Origin of the sequence: Bradyrhizobium sp. STM 3562, from assembly GCF_045571435.1 — a bacterium.
Taxonomy (GTDB): domain Bacteria; phylum Pseudomonadota; class Alphaproteobacteria; order Rhizobiales; family Xanthobacteraceae; genus Bradyrhizobium.
The window spans coordinates 450,959-465,105 of the sequence record NZ_CP120694.1 but is presented as its reverse complement, the minus strand read 5'-3'; the positions used below and the strand labels follow the sequence as shown (position 1 = coordinate 465,105).

At 62.6% G+C, this 14,147-nt stretch carries 10 protein-coding genes; 6 read left to right on the top strand and 4 right to left on the bottom strand.

Annotated features, from left to right (window positions below; all coding sequences use genetic code 11):
• Positions 1-13 precede the first annotated feature (13 nt).
• Together P6U23_RS02175 and P6U23_RS02170 are read left to right on the top strand one after the other, a co-directional pair.
• Positions 14-925, top strand: coding sequence for an efflux RND transporter periplasmic adaptor subunit (locus tag P6U23_RS02175; RefSeq protein ID WP_407177977.1), 912 nt, complete (start codon positions 14-16; stop codon positions 923-925).
• Complete coding sequence (locus P6U23_RS02170; RefSeq protein WP_407177976.1) at positions 925-4,056, top strand: efflux RND transporter permease subunit; 3,132 nt, start codon at positions 925-927, stop codon at positions 4,054-4,056. The genes P6U23_RS02175 and P6U23_RS02170 overlap by 1 nt, the downstream gene beginning before the upstream one ends.
• 13 nt (positions 4,057-4,069) lie before the next feature.
• Here the strand turns inward: P6U23_RS02170 and P6U23_RS02165 are convergent, their stop codons facing one another.
• Together P6U23_RS02165 and P6U23_RS02160 are read right to left on the bottom strand one after the other, a co-directional pair.
• Complete coding sequence (locus tag P6U23_RS02165) at positions 4,070-5,035, bottom strand: DNA-methyltransferase (protein ID WP_407177975.1); 966 nt, start codon at positions 5,033-5,035, stop codon at positions 4,070-4,072.
• A gap of 18 nt (positions 5,036-5,053) precedes the next feature.
• Positions 5,054-5,728 carry a Crp/Fnr family transcriptional regulator gene (locus tag P6U23_RS02160; protein ID WP_407177974.1) on the bottom strand — a complete coding sequence of 225 codons (675 nt, stop codon included), beginning with the start codon at positions 5,726-5,728 and terminating at the stop codon, positions 5,054-5,056.
• 200 nt (positions 5,729-5,928) lie between these two features.
• On the opposite strand from P6U23_RS02160, the gene P6U23_RS02155 reads away from it, so the two are divergent.
• A complete protein-coding gene (locus P6U23_RS02155) occupies positions 5,929-7,908 on the top strand; it encodes an AsmA family protein (protein WP_407177973.1) in 1,980 nt (659 codons plus the stop codon).
• Positions 7,909-8,241: 333 nt separating this feature from the next.
• Here the strand turns inward: P6U23_RS02155 and P6U23_RS02150 are convergent, their stop codons facing one another.
• Positions 8,242-10,014 carry a DNA methyltransferase gene (locus tag P6U23_RS02150; RefSeq protein ID WP_407177972.1) on the bottom strand — a complete coding sequence of 591 codons (1,773 nt, stop codon included), beginning with the start codon at positions 10,012-10,014 and terminating at the stop codon, positions 8,242-8,244.
• A gap of 103 nt (positions 10,015-10,117) precedes the next feature.
• Here P6U23_RS02150 and P6U23_RS02145 point away from each other — a divergent pair, with 103 nt between their 5' ends.
• The 3 genes from P6U23_RS02145 (at position 10,118) to P6U23_RS02135 (ending at position 12,849) form a co-directional block, all read left to right on the top strand.
• Positions 10,118-10,354, top strand: coding sequence for a helix-turn-helix domain-containing protein (locus P6U23_RS02145; RefSeq protein ID WP_407177971.1), 237 nt, complete (start codon positions 10,118-10,120; stop codon positions 10,352-10,354).
• Complete coding sequence (locus tag P6U23_RS02140) at positions 10,354-11,829, top strand: HEAT repeat domain-containing protein (protein WP_407177970.1); 1,476 nt, start codon at positions 10,354-10,356, stop codon at positions 11,827-11,829. The genes P6U23_RS02145 and P6U23_RS02140 overlap by 1 nt, the downstream gene beginning before the upstream one ends.
• Before the next feature lie 129 nt (positions 11,830-11,958).
• The gene (locus P6U23_RS02135; protein ID WP_407177969.1) at positions 11,959-12,849 is read left to right on the top strand and encodes an efflux RND transporter periplasmic adaptor subunit; all 891 of its coding nucleotides are present in this window, start codon (positions 11,959-11,961) and stop codon (positions 12,847-12,849) included.
• 246 nt (positions 12,850-13,095) lie between these two features.
• On the opposite strand, the gene P6U23_RS02130 is transcribed toward P6U23_RS02135, so the two are convergent.
• Positions 13,096-13,956: a caspase domain-containing protein gene (locus P6U23_RS02130; RefSeq protein ID WP_407181753.1), complete on the bottom strand. Its 861-nt coding sequence runs from the start codon at positions 13,954-13,956 to the stop codon at positions 13,096-13,098.
• Positions 13,957-14,147: the final 191 nt, after the last annotated feature.

Below are 14,147 nucleotides of genomic sequence, written 5' to 3'. Positions count from 1 at the left end.
GAATGATCCGGCGATGACATTGACCGACTACGTAAAACCCGCGGGAGGCGTGCTGTTCTTCGCAGCTCTTGTTGGGCTCTATTATTGGTTCGAGCATCGGCCGCATCACGAGGAGACGGAAAAGCTCCGTGAGGCGCAGGTCGTCGTGACCAAATCGACCAACGCGTGCTTTTCCGATCTGGTCCGGGTCACCGGGCATCTGGTGCCGCGGCGCGAGGCGGTCGTCGGGGTCGACCACGAAGGCTCGAAGGTGACCGACCTGCTGGTCCACGAAGGCGACATGGTCACCGAAAATCAGGAGCTGGCGCGGCTGACGCCGCCGCCTGGCGCGCCCGCTGGCCGCAACGGCCCGTTCTCGCTGCGCGCGCCGGCCGCAGGCCTCGTCACCGAGGTCCGGACCGCCGTCGGCGCGCCGGCCTCGCCCCAGGCCGGACCGATGTTCCGGATCTCGGTCAACAACGAGATCGAACTCGATGCCGAGGTGCCGGCCGTCCATCTGCTGAAACTCAATCCGGGCGCCACCGCGCGCATCAGCCGCGACGATGCCCCCGACATGGTCGGACGCGTCCGCCTGATCTCGCCGCAGATCGATCGCACCACCCAGCTCGGACGTGTCAGGATATCCCTGACCAACAATCCGGCGCTGAAGGTCGGCATGTTCGCCCGCGCCAATATCGATGCCAAGCGGAGCTGCGGGGTCGCGGTTCCGCGCACGGCCATTGACCATCTGACCCTTCAGGTGGTCAAAGGCAACACCATCGAGACGCGCAAGGTGCGGGTCGGCCTCGTGTCCGACACCAACATCGAAATCCTCGAGGGCCTCGATGTCGGCGAAACCGTGGTGGCCGATGCCGGCAGTTCCCTGCATGACGGCGACCAGGTGAAGACGGTATCCGCTGATGAACTCGATCGGCAGGTGCGCTGATGGCACTCAATATCTCGGCATGGTCGATCCGCAACCCGCTTCCCTCGGTGCTCTTCTCGATCATCCTGCTGGCACTCGGCTGGATCAGCTTCACCAAGCTTGCGGTGACCCGCCTGCCTTCCGCGGACATCCCGGTGATCTCGGTCGCGGTGGCGCAGTTCGGCGCCGCTCCGGCTGAGCTGGAGTCCCAGGTCACCAAGATCATCGAAGACGGCGTCTCCGGCGTCGAGGGCGTACGCCACATTTCCTCGACCATCACCGACGGCCTGTCGGTGACGACGATCCAGTTCCAGCTCGAGACCAACACTGATCGCGCGCTCAACGACGTCAAGGACGCGGTCACGCGCGTCCGCGCCAACCTGCCGCAGAACGTCAACGAGCCCTTGATCCAGCGCGTCGACGTGATTGGGCTTCCGATCGTCACCTATGCCGCGATCGCGCCCGGCAAGACCCCCGAACAACTATCCTATTTCGTCGACGACGTCGTCAAACGCGCACTGCAGGGCGTGCGCGGCGTCGCCCAGGTCGAACGCATCGGCGGTGTCGAGCGCGAGATCCTGGTCTCGCTCGATCCCGATCGGCTGCAGGCGGCCGGCCTTACGGCCGTCAATGTCAGCCAGAGCCTGCGCGGCACCAATGTCGACCTCGCCGGCGGCCGCGCCGAAATCGGCGGCAACGACCAGGCGATCCGCACGCTCGCCGGCGCCAAGACGCTGAACGACCTCGCCGGCACCATGATCCCGCTGTTCGGCGGCGGCGAGATGCGGCTGGACGATCTCGGCACCGTCACCGACACCATCGCCGACCGCCGCACCTTTGCCCGCTTCAACGGCGAGCCGGTGGTCGCGCTCGGAATCAAGCGCGCCAAGGGCGCGAGCGACGTGGTGGTCGCCGCCGCGGTGCAAAAGCGCATCGATGCGCTGAAGGAGGCCTATCCCGACGTTGACCTAAAACTGATCGATACCTCGGTCGAGTTCACCAAAGGCAACTACGAGGCCGCGATCTCGACCCTGTTCGAGGGCGCCATTCTCGCGGTCGTCATCGTGCTTTTGTTCCTGCGCGACATCCGCGCCACCATCATTGCCGCGATCTCGCTGCCGCTGTCGATCTTTCCGGCGTTCTGGGCGATGGACCTGCTCGGCTTCTCGCTCAACCTCGTCAGCTTCCTCGCGATCACGCTCTCGACCGGCATTCTCGTCGACGATGCCATCGTCGAGATCGAGAACATCGTCCGCCACATGCGGATGGGCAAGACGCCCTACCGTGCGGCGCTGGAGGCCGCCGACGAAATCGGCCTCGCGGTGATCGCGATCAGCCTCACCATCATCGCGATCTTCGCGCCTGCGAGCTTCATGTCCGGCATCGCCGGACAGTTCTTCAAGCAGTTCGGCATCACCGTCTCGGTGCAGGTGTTCTTCTCACTGCTGGCCGCGCGCTTCGTCACGCCGATGCTGGCGGCCTATTTCCTCAAGCAGCACAGCAATGAGGAGCCGCCGCACGGGCGCGTGCTGGAGGCCTATCACCGCGTCGTCTCCTGGTCGGTGAAGCACCATTACATCACGGTGCTGATCGGGCTTGGCGTCTTCGCCGCCTCCGTCTGGAGCATCACGCTGCTGCCGCAGGGCTTCCTGCCGGCGCAGGACAGCGCGCGCTCGCTGCTCGCGATCGAGCTGCCGCCGGGCTCCCAGCTCGAGCATACCGAGCAGGTCACCGAGGACATCGTCGCGCGCCTGCGCAAGCGGCCCGAGGTGAGGAGCGTGTTCGTGGACGGGGGACGAACTCCGCAAGGGCCGGAGGAAGTGCGGCGCGCGGCGCTGATCATCAATTACACGCCGAAGAAGGAACGCAAGGTCACCCAGCGCGAGCTCGAGCTTTCGATCGGCCAGGAGCTGCAGAACGTTCCCGACATCCGCTTCTGGTTCGTCGACGAGAATGGCCTGCGCGCCGTCTCGCTGGTCGTCACCGGCGTCGACAGCAACATCGTCAACAACGTCGCCAATGAGCTGGCGACCCAGATGAAGCGGATCAGCATCATCTCCAACGTGACTCCGGAAACGGCTCTGGACCGGCCGGAGCTTCGTATCCAGCCGCGCGCGGATCTGGCGGCGCGGCTCGGGGTCTCCACCGAGAGCCTGTCGCAGACGGTGCGCGTCGCCACGATCGGCGATGTCGGTCCGGCGCTCGCCAAGTTCGACGCCGGTGGCCGGCTGGTTCCGATCCGGGTGCAACTCGAGGACTCCGCGCGCAGCGACCTGCGCACGCTGGAGCAGCTTCGGGTTCCGCTCGGCGCACACGGCGAAAAGGGCGGCGTGCCGCTCTCGGTCGTCGCCGACATCAAGCTCGACCAGGGGCCGACCAGCATCAACCGCTACGACCGCGAGCGGCAGGCCACCGTCGCGGCCGACCTCGTCGGCTCGGCCGCGCTCGGCGATGCGACGAGGAAGATCTACGATCTGCCGGTGATGAAAAGCCTGCCCAAGGGCGTCAGGGTGAGCCCCTCGGGCGATGCCGAGAGCCTGAACGAATTGTCGGAGGGCTTTGCCACCGCGATGACCGCCGGGTTGATGATGGTCTATGCCGTGCTGGTGCTGCTGTTCGGCACGTTCCTGCAACCGATCACCATCCTGTTCTCGCTGCCGCTGTCGATCGGCGGCGCGATCGGCGCGCTGCTCCTGACCGGCAAGCAACTCACCACGCCGGTGTGGATCGGCATCTTGATGCTGATGGGCATCGTCACCAAGAACGCGATCATGCTGGTGGAGTTCGCGATCGAGGCCATCCGCGCCGGCAAGCGGCGGGACGAGGCCATGATCGACGCCGGGATGAAGCGCGCGCGCCCGATCGTCATGACCACGATCGCCATGGTCGCCGGCATGACGCCGAGCGCGCTCGCGGTCGGCGCCGGCGGCGAGTTCCGTTCGCCGATGGCGCTCGCCGTCATCGGCGGCCTCATCTTCTCGACCGTCCTGTCGCTGGTCTTCGTGCCGGCGATGTTCATGGTGATGGACGACGTCGGCTCGCTGATCCGGCGCGTTAGCAAAAGGCTGGTCGTCTCCCACGCCGATGCGGAGCATGCGGAAGCGCACAAGGACGCGCGCGAGGACCGAAAGCGGGCGGCGGCCGCGGAGTAGATCAACCGCGGCGTCATTTGGCGGCGGCGGTCCGGCCAGCCGCGGTGAACGCCGGATGCGTGGACCATTCGCCGCTGCCGATCAGCGCATAGGGCTTCGGCAACGAATCCCCGCCGTCGATCTGGTCGAGATGCCGCCCGAAATAGGTCGGGAACATCGCGTCCACATCGGCCGAGATCGAGTGCCGCCGGGTTTCGATCGCGACCCGGCTGGTCACGCCGCTGCCGGCAAAAAAATCCAGCACCGTCGATCCCGGATAGGACAGCGCGCACACCAGCCGCTCGATCAGGCGCTTCGGCTTCTGCGTGGGATGGCCGACGCGCTCCCTTGAATTGCCGTTCAACCGCGGAATCTTCCAGACGTTGGTCGGATTGATGCCCTTGTCGAGATGATCCGGATTGAGCCGCTTGTCGCGCTTGTAGCGGGCCAGCGTCTTGGCATCGAGTTTGGTCCGTACCGCATCCAGATCGAAATAATACTTCGGCGATTTCGCGAACCAGGCGATCTCCTCATGCCGGTTGGCGAAGAAGCGATGCGCACTCATGCCGTTCGGATAATTCCAGATGATGAGATTGGCGAGTAGCATGGTGGAGTGCTGGCGCATCCACCCCATCAGGTTGATCAGATCGCCGCTGCCTGCCTCGCCCTGATATTGCAGGCCGCCGAACAGGACAAAATTGCCCGATGGCGCGAGCACGCGCTCGACCTCCGACAGCCATTGCGCGGCCCAATCAACATAATGCGCACGATCATCCCATGTGGCGACATTGATGTTGTAGGGCGGATCGCAGATCACGAGCTGGATCGACCCCGACGGAATGCCGCGCAACAGCGCAAGGCAGTCCTCAACGGCGATGATGTGCGAGGTCGCCTGAGCGCTCGGCGTTATCGCTATGCTTGCGGAAGAATGCGAACGTCCCCTCTTTCGCAGCATGTTCATCCCGATATGCCCGGCGTTGTGATGCGACCTGTTGGGCATGTTCGGGATCGCGCCGCGTTATTCGTTTCGTGCGATCGTGGAGAGCCGCGGCATGTCCTGCACGAGGATGCGGCCGCGCTGCAGATCCAGGATGCCGTCCTTGCGCCAGCTCTGGAGCTGGCGGTTGACGCTCTCGCGCGCGGCACCGACGAACACTCCTAATTGCTCCTGCGAGACGTGCACCTCCATGCCGAAATCGGCGGCGAGCGCAACGAGGCGCCGCGCGAGCCGGACCGATAGCGGCTGCAGCACCGATTCCTCCATCCGCTCGCTGTGCCAACGGATGCGCTGGCACAGCAAGGCGATGATCTTGATCGCGACCCTTGGCTCGCGTTCCAGAAAATCGAGAAGGTCATCGCGCCGCAGCACGAACAGCTCGGTCGGCTCAGCGGCGGTCGCGTCCGCGGTCCGATTCTGGCCGTCCAGCACCGCGACCTCGCCGAACAACTCGCCCGCCCCCATGAAATTGAGCGTCAGCCGGCTGCCGTCGGAGGCGCCGGTCTCGATCCGGATCTGGCCGCGCCGAACCCCGAACAAGGCATCACCAGGATCGCCCTTCTGGAACAGCACCTCGCCGCTCACCAAATTCCGGGTCTGGCAAAGACCCGACAGCCGCTGCAGCTCGTCGGAACCTAGGTGCGCGAACATCGGATTCATTTTCAAGATGACCGCAAATTCGGCCTGTTTGCTCATTGCAATGCCTTTAAATGTACGAGGCGGTTAATCAAATTCCGGCCAGCGCGAAGTGTGCCATAAGTCACATAACTTTGCAGCACCCGGAATAGTTTGGGCCTTTTTGAGCGGCCTCCCGTTTCCGGGATAAGTTCGAAACACAGGCGTGGCGGGATGGCTGCCGGCCGGACGTGATGATGTTTGCCGCTGGGAACGTCGACATGAAAGCATTGAAAATCGCAGGCGCCGCGATCGCCGCCGTCATCATCGTAATCGCGCTGGTGCTGATCGTCGGAATTCCCTCCAGCTTCGTCAGCTCGGCAATCCAGGAGCGCGTCGAACGCGCGACCGGATACCGCCTGACGATTGCGGGCGCGACCAGGCTCAGCCTGTGGCCACGGCTCAACCTCACCATCAACGATGTGACGCTGCAGAACCCGGGGGATCACGACGGTTCCAACCGCGTCACCGTCGGCAGCATCGAGGCTGACATGAGCTTGTCGAGCGTGTGGTCGGGCCACCCGCAAGTGAATGCGCTCGTTATCACCAGGCCTGTTGTCTATGTTCCGCTGCTGCGCGAGCGCAGCCGCGAGATCGTCGCGACCAAGTCCGCGACAGCGGCCGGGAACGCGGAGGCGGTTGCGATCGATCGCGTCAAGATCGCGGACGGTGCGATCGTCTTTTCCAACCCGCATGACCGGGTGGAGAACCGCATCGACGGCATCGACGCCGATGCCAGCATGGATGCCGAGCACAAACTCAAGCTGACTGGCTCGGCGCGCGCAGGCACCTCTCCGCTCAAATTCGACGTCACGGCCAATGTCCCATCGTTGCCGCTGCAGCGGCAGAGCATTCCGGTGGAGCTCAGGATCGACGCGCCCGATCTGTTGCACGCCCCGCTCTCGGCCAAGACCGAGGTTCGCGCCAATGGCTCGCTCGTCATGTTCAACGGCGTGAGTGGAACGCTTGGCGATGGCGCTTTCAGCGGCTGGGCATCGGTCGATGCGGCCTCCAAGCCGCTGGTGAAAGTCGATCTCGATTTCCAGCGGCTCAATGTCCCGCTTGCCAAAGCGGCGCCGACCTCGCCCTCGCAGCCCTGGAGCAGCGCTCCCATCGATCTCATCGGACTGAACTATCTCGACGGAGAGATCCGGATTTCCGCCGCGGACGCCACTATCGGAGAAGCGCATTTCGCTCCGGCCGCTGTCGAGGCCACGCTCGCGGGCGGCGTGCTGAAGGCAGCAATCGCCAATCTTGGCACTTATGGGGGCGAGGCCAGCGGCGAGGTCGTTGTCGACGCCACCGCCGGCACCCCCAGTTTTACGATGCATTGCGACCTCGTCGGCGTCAGTGCGCTGCCGCTGCTGACGAGCCTTGCCGATTTCGACAAGATCGACGGCAAGCTGCAGGCCAAGATCGCCGCGCGCTCCAGCGGCGCCAGCCAGCAGGCGATCATGTCCAATCTCTCCGGCACGGTGTTCGCCAACTTCCAGGACGGCGCCATTCGCGGGTTGAACGTCGCCCAGATGATCCGCAATCTGACGACGAATCCGCTGTCGGGCTGGCAGCAAGAAAAAGAGCAATCGACCGATCTCACCCAGCTCTCGGCCTCGTTCCGCATCGACCACGGCCAAGCCACGACCAGTGACATCAACCTGGTCGGCCCCTTGGTGCGGGTGACCGGCGGCGGCACCGTGGATTTAGCTACGAAGACGCTCGGCCTGCGCGTCGAGCCGAAGCTCGTGATGACCACCCAGGGCCAGGGACGGACCTCCGATCCCGTCAGCTTCGGCATCCCTGTTGCCATCGAGGGCCCTTGGGCCGAGCCGCGCATCTACCCCGACATCGCCGGCATGCTGGACAACCCGGACGCCGCCTACGCCAAGCTGCGCGAAATGGGCAAAGGCCTGTTCGGACCCAACGGCGGCCTGAGTGGCCTCCTGAACGGACTGACCGGTGGCAGCAATGGCAACGGCGACGAGCAGAACGGGCTGCTTGGCGGCAACCTCGGGGAGGCGCTGGGCGGCCTGATCCAGCAGGGACTAGGCGGCCGCAGCCGCAGCATTCCGCCCGATGCGAGCACCCGCGGACAAGGCCAGCAGCAGGCCGCGCCTCCACCGCCGAACGCCGAGCAAGACGATTCCTCGCACCAGGATAGTCAGCCGATGAACGACGTGCTGCGCGAATTGTTTAGGCGGTAGCTGAGGCTGAGCATCTCGGCGTCCGCGTGCGATGGAGCTTCTGCGCTGGTGCCCTTTCTGCTGTCATTGCGGGGAGCGAAGCGACGAAGCAATCAGACTGAATCGGCGGAGAAAGTCTGGATTGCTTCGCTTCGCTCGCAATGACGCGTTGAGACACGTGTGCGCGTTCTCGCGGCGGCATTCGCCTGCGCCTTGCATCAGATGAACCCTCTCGAAAGAACAGAGGGCGCAGGGAAGGCCGGTTGCCCGCCACACCCCAAGCCGACGGGATGCGACACATTAACGCGACGGGCGAATCAGGTTGAGATATCGGACGAGATCCTTCTGCCCGACTTACTCGGCCGCCACCGCAATCTGTTGGTTGTCCCGAACCAGGAGGCCCTTCTTGGCGTCAATTGTATAGCCAGCATCGCGCAACGCAATCAGAACATCGCTGAGGTGGAGATGATCCAGCATCTGATGCCGCTTGATCGCGTCGCGAACGATAGTCGCATAAATGTAACTTGGGCTTCGCATGGTTTCCGGAATGGAATCCAGGGCCTTTCTAATAAGTGCACGTGGATCCGCCTGTATCAAGTCGGCGCCTGATTTTGAAGGGTCGACAGGCTTTTGTAGCGTTACGACCAAATCGACAGTGACCACGCCTTCGGAGCCTGAATTTAGTCCTTTGACGGACCGTTGGCCCTTGTCGAGTATCGCAACGTGCACTGGCGCGGATTGGAAACCGGCGGCTCGCATCGCGCGCTGCACGAGCGCCCATACTCGCCCGTTACTGTTTCCAAATACGACAGTCATATAACGGCCAGGCTTGAGAATCCGAAAAGCCTCAGCGAACGCACCGCGGAGGATTTCTTCATAGCGCTTGGCTGCGCCGGCCTTTTTCCGCCCCGTCGTATGCATGACCGCCTCTCGAGCATGGTCGGTGATTTGGCCAAGCCATGCCTCCTGAAACAGATTCATGTCGCTGTAGAATATGTTGCTGCCAAAGGGAGGGTCTGTAAAAATGTAGTCAACCGAAGCATCGTCGAGATGGCTCAAATGGTCGGCTGAACAGAGGGCGTAATTTACGTTCGCTACCTCGCTGCTGAAAAGCGGCTCACTGCCGAACAAGAACTCACCGGCGCGGATCGCAGCCTCTACCTTGCGCTCGAAAAGCTCGAAAACGTTCCACTCATAATAAACCGGCGCTATGTAATAGGTTTGGTTTTGCGCATTAAGGGGACGCTGTGCGCTCCATTGATATCGCCGAGATGCCCTCGGCAAAATTGCCGTGAATGCAAACGATAGCTTGGCACGCAGGCTTTGTTCATTTACCGCCTGAATTGCACGCCAGAGCTCAAGCAAAGCAATCGCGTTGCGGGGCGAGAAAAATTGCTTGGTCTCAACAAGGCCAGCCTTGCCCAAACCTGAGCGGCTGAACATTTCGCGCGACTCATCGATCATGCGCGAAGGTACTTCATGTTGACGTGTATCGGATTTGGCTTTGGCAATGGCATCAAAATCGGATTCTCCGACTTCTTGATCAGCCAATCGACCTGTTGAATCCCGCACGACAACTTGCACGGGGACGTCTGGACCACGCTTCCATATTCGCCTTACGAACGATTCACTGCAGTGAGGGCATTTATCGGGCGCGGCCGTCCGCCCGTTACGCATCGCTTTGAAGAAGACAAGCGGCCTATCGCACCCCGGACAGTGATACGTAAAGGACCATACAGTGCGGACCATCTCCACCTTCGCGCGATCCGGGTTGCGCTCCGTCAGATAGAGATCGCCCAGTGCCAGCCTGGCGCGGTCGATGACATCTTTGGCCACGCGGCTGAAGTTCATGCCGTCAACTTCGGTCAGATAACCAATCGCGATGTGACGGCCGAGGACCGAGATATCGCTGAGTTGCGCACGTCGTCCAAGCGTTGCGGCGGCAAGGCCAGTCATTCCCGATCCGGCAAAGATATCGGCCACAGTTTCGCCGCGCACAGTAAAGGTCTCGATGAACGGCCTGATGGCCGCGATCGGAACCTTCGTGAGATAAGCATGGCAGTTGTAAACGGGGTCCGTGCGCGGGGCCGTAAGGGTCTCGGGCAGGCCATCAACTTCGGAGGTCAAAATGTTCTCCAAGGGAGCACAGTGCAGATGGGGAACTTAAAGTCTGTAGACTCAAAGTAGACAGATTCCTAGGTTCCTGGCAACGTCCTGCACAGGATTTCCGTTGCCGTCTGTTTCTCCAAGAGCGCTGTTCGCTCTCAATTTGCGCCGTTTGAGACTGGCGACAGGGCTCTCCCAAGAAGCTCTTGCGGAGCGCGCCGGCCTGCACCGCACTTATGTCAGCTCGATTGAACGCGGTGAGCGCAACGTCTCTCTCGACAATATTTTTCGCCTGGCCGAAGCCCTGGCTGCCGATCCGCGCGACTTGCTTGCGCCCGAGAGAAAAGCGGGAAGCAAGTAATGGGATTCAAAGCTGACACCAGCTTCCTTCGGTTACTGAGCATGGGTGCCGCAGGCGCGCGCCAGCTCATGAAGATCATGAAGGAAGCCGGCTTCGAACCTATCGAGCTGGAGCGTTACTCTACATCGAACAAAATCTGGACGACGAAAGTCAAACGACTTCGCCTGCCTGACATTCTCTGCGTGCGTACTGGCTTGCGTGTTGAAGTGCGGGCCAAATCGGATCTTCAAATCCGTATGAGCGACGCACCGACAAATCCTGACCGGCGCTGGGACGTCGGCATGAGAGATCAGGATTTGGCAGCCTTCATCGCGTGCGCTGATGACAACGGCACGCCTGTTCCAGCAACAGAGCCGGTGTTCTTTACTTATCGCGATCTTCGAGCATCTGAAAGCAAATCGCGGTTGGGCGATCCGAGAGCCGCATCAGAGGGGACTGAGACCGCCCGCACGTGGTCGTCGATCGTACCCAAGCGAAATGGCGTCGTGACGCACGTCGACGACAAAGTCATTCGCGTCATGTGGGATGCGGACGCAGAACGTTCCGCGCGCTCTTATACCTACCAGTTGCGTGGCAACCTCCCATACGTTTCCGACGGAGACAAATTCATAGCGGAAGCCTCCATCATCGGAGGCGCCCCAGCCCGCCGCGCAGATTTGGAAGCATATCTGAAAAAGAGCTACGATCCGCTCACCGAAATTGACGCGAAAGAGGCGGTCGATCGCTATGCAGCGGTCAAGGCGCTTCGCTTCGTCCCGGAAAAGAGGGGCCAAGCGGTTGCGGCAATCGAACAACGGCTTGATTTCGAAGAAGACGGCCGCGTACGTCTTGAAGCGGCTGCTACGGGTACGGCACTCGAATCAACCAAAGCCTGGGAGCATCTTGAAGGATTTGTCTGGACGCATGAGCGAGCCGATTTACGCATGGAAGCCGTGTTCATTCTTACCGAGTTGCGGAATACCGGTGCTCGCGACGTGCTTCTTCGGGTTACACGCGATCCACGATTTTTCAGTGACGAAATCCGGCAAGCTGCCGTTTGGGGGCTCGGAAAGGCCGGCCTGAAGAGTTATGAGGATCTTGTCCCTTTCCTCAAAGACTCCGATCGCGATGTGGTGCTGCATGCAATCGCCGCATTCGGTCAGGACGCTCCGAAGCGCGTCATTGATCTGCTCATCAGAGAACTGCTCCAAGACAATCCCCAAACAGCGCCCGCCGCTTCGGAAGCGTTGCGCAGCATTGGAAATGACGCCGTCCTGGAAAGTTTGCTGGCGGCAACAAGGGAAACAAGCAGCTCGATCGACTGGGTTCTCGCAACGCTGGGAAGATTGCCGGCGCGTAAAGTGCGCGCCGCTCTGAGCGCCGACCCACTGTTTGAGCGTGTGAGGCCCCTTCTTTTGCTGTCGAGTTCCGAGAATTGGATCGCCGAGGATTCGGTAGACATCGATCTGAAGTTCTTGCTGAAGCAAAATCTGTAGTAGTCGGTACCGGCCGACCGGAACGCTACGTCCCCAATAGCATCGGACCAGCTTTCCGCCCCGATTGCCCCAATTGGCTGTGATCTGCTACCGACAAGCACACGCACCAACCCAAACACGGGAGCGCCGATGAGTAGGCTCGCCCTCGCCCGCAAACTGCCGGCTCTGCTTCTTGCGGCCAACAGCCTTGCCGCCCACCCCGCTCTGGCCGATACCACGGAGGCCGCGCCCAAAGGCGCGGCGGTCACCGTGATGAAGGCGGTCAAGTCCTGCTTCAACAACATCGTCGAAGTCTCCGGCACCGTGATTGCGCGCGACGAGCAGGCAATCCGGCCGGAACGGCCGGGGCTGAAGGTTGCGGAGGTGATGGCGGATGCGGGCGACACGGTGCAGGCGGGGCAGGTGCTGGCGCGGCTCAGCCTGCCGGAGGGCGGGAGCCTCAATGTGCAGGCGCCGGTTGGCGGGGTGATTTCCGCCTCCACCGCGACGGTTGGCGCGATCGCATCTGGCCGCGGCGAGGCGCTGTTCAACATCATCGCGCGCAGCGAATTTGACCTGGTCGGCATGGTGCCGGTCGAGGACGTCGGCAGGCTCGCGCCCAACCAGAGCGCCGACATCCGCATCGTCGGTGCGGGCGGCGATTTCCAAGGTGTGGTGCGGCGCGTGGCGCCGACGGTGGAATCCAATAGCCAGTTGGGTCAGGTCTTCATAGGCATCCTCGGCAACACCCGCCTTCTGGTGAACTCATCGGGGCGGGCGCTGATCCGCACCGGGCAGAGCTGCGGGCTCGCGGTGCCGCTCACCGCGGTGCTCTATTCCAATGCCGGCACCGTGGTTCAGGTGGTCAGGCGCGACCGCATCGAGACCAAACGGGTCGAGGTCGGGCTGATGTCCGGCGGCAATGTCGAAATACGCGAGGGATTGAGCGAGGGCGACGACGTGGTCGCCCGCGCCGGCGCGCTCCTGCGCGAGGGCGATCCGGTGCGCCCGTTCGTGAATGGCGCGGAAGTGAAGCAGTAGGGCTTCAACGTCGTCCCGGACAAGCGAGCGTTAGCGAGCGCCGATCCGGGACCCATACCGCCCGATGTCTCGGTTTGGCTCGTGGCCGCCCATACCGCGCTCAACAACTCAGACCTGTTATGGGTCCTGGTTTCGCCAGGACGACGAAAAGGCGACGGCGAGAAGATCCATCTCGAGCTTCCCGATGCGCAATCGCGCATCTGCGGTTCGCCTCTTCGAGGCGCCCGGGAACGACGGGAGAAGAGCTCAGCTTCCGGCGTTCTCGCTGCCGCCGAAGCGGACGTCCTCGAGCAGCGAAGAGGATACGGAGGGCACCTGCTCTCCCTCGGAGGCGCGGGAGATCGCGACGCGGGTCTGGTTGAACACGGCCTCGGCGCCGGCGCCCTTGGCATCCAGATGATTGAGCAGCTCGGACACCAGCACGCTGTTGGCGCCGCTGGAATCGTAGGCCACCTTGCCCGGCGTCGCCGAGGACAGGATCAGCGCGTTGTCGGGCGCATTGATCGGTGCGAGGCCGTGGGAGAAGGCACGGAAGCGCCGCTCATAGGGATTGCGGCGCGAGGCATCGACCACTACCAGCTTGGCGCGGGCGCCCTGCTCCTTCATCATGTCGAGCACGGACTCGATGCTGACGCCCTCGCGGCGCACGTCCTTTTCCTTCCAGATCGTCGCATCGACCGGGATCATGTAGCTCTCGCGGCCGGCCTGCACACCATAGCCGCCGAAGAACAGCATCACGACCGAGTCGCGCGTGATCTTGGATTTCAGCCGCGCCACTGCTCGGGTCATGTCGTCCTTGGTGGCGTCCTCCACCACATCGACATCGAAACCGTCATGGCGCAGCGCAACGGTCAGCGCACGCGCATCGTTGATCGGCTGGCTCAAGGGCTCGCTCGCATCAGGATAATGACCATTGCCGATGACGAGCGCGAGCCGCGCCGCCTTGCCCGCCGCAAGCGGGGCCTGCTCGGCCGGCACCGCCCGCGCGGCATCGAGCGCACGAATGGACAACGCAGCATGGGCGCCAATCGCCAGCGACACCGTGCCGAACAGCGCGGCGGCAATAGCAATCGATCGGCGGGAGAAACGGAGCTGCGTCAAATTCATCACTGGTGCGTTCCTACTCGCGGCGCGCGCAAACTTGAGGTCGCGCCAAACTGATCTTGCTTATTGGGAGATGGCCGGCGGTGTGTCGTTTAATTGTGCTCTATTTGCGGCATCGCAATAAATCGTCCCTTAACCTGCCCGACCCAACGGAGCAACATCAAAGCGTGCTTGACAGCTAAGCTACTCTAAAA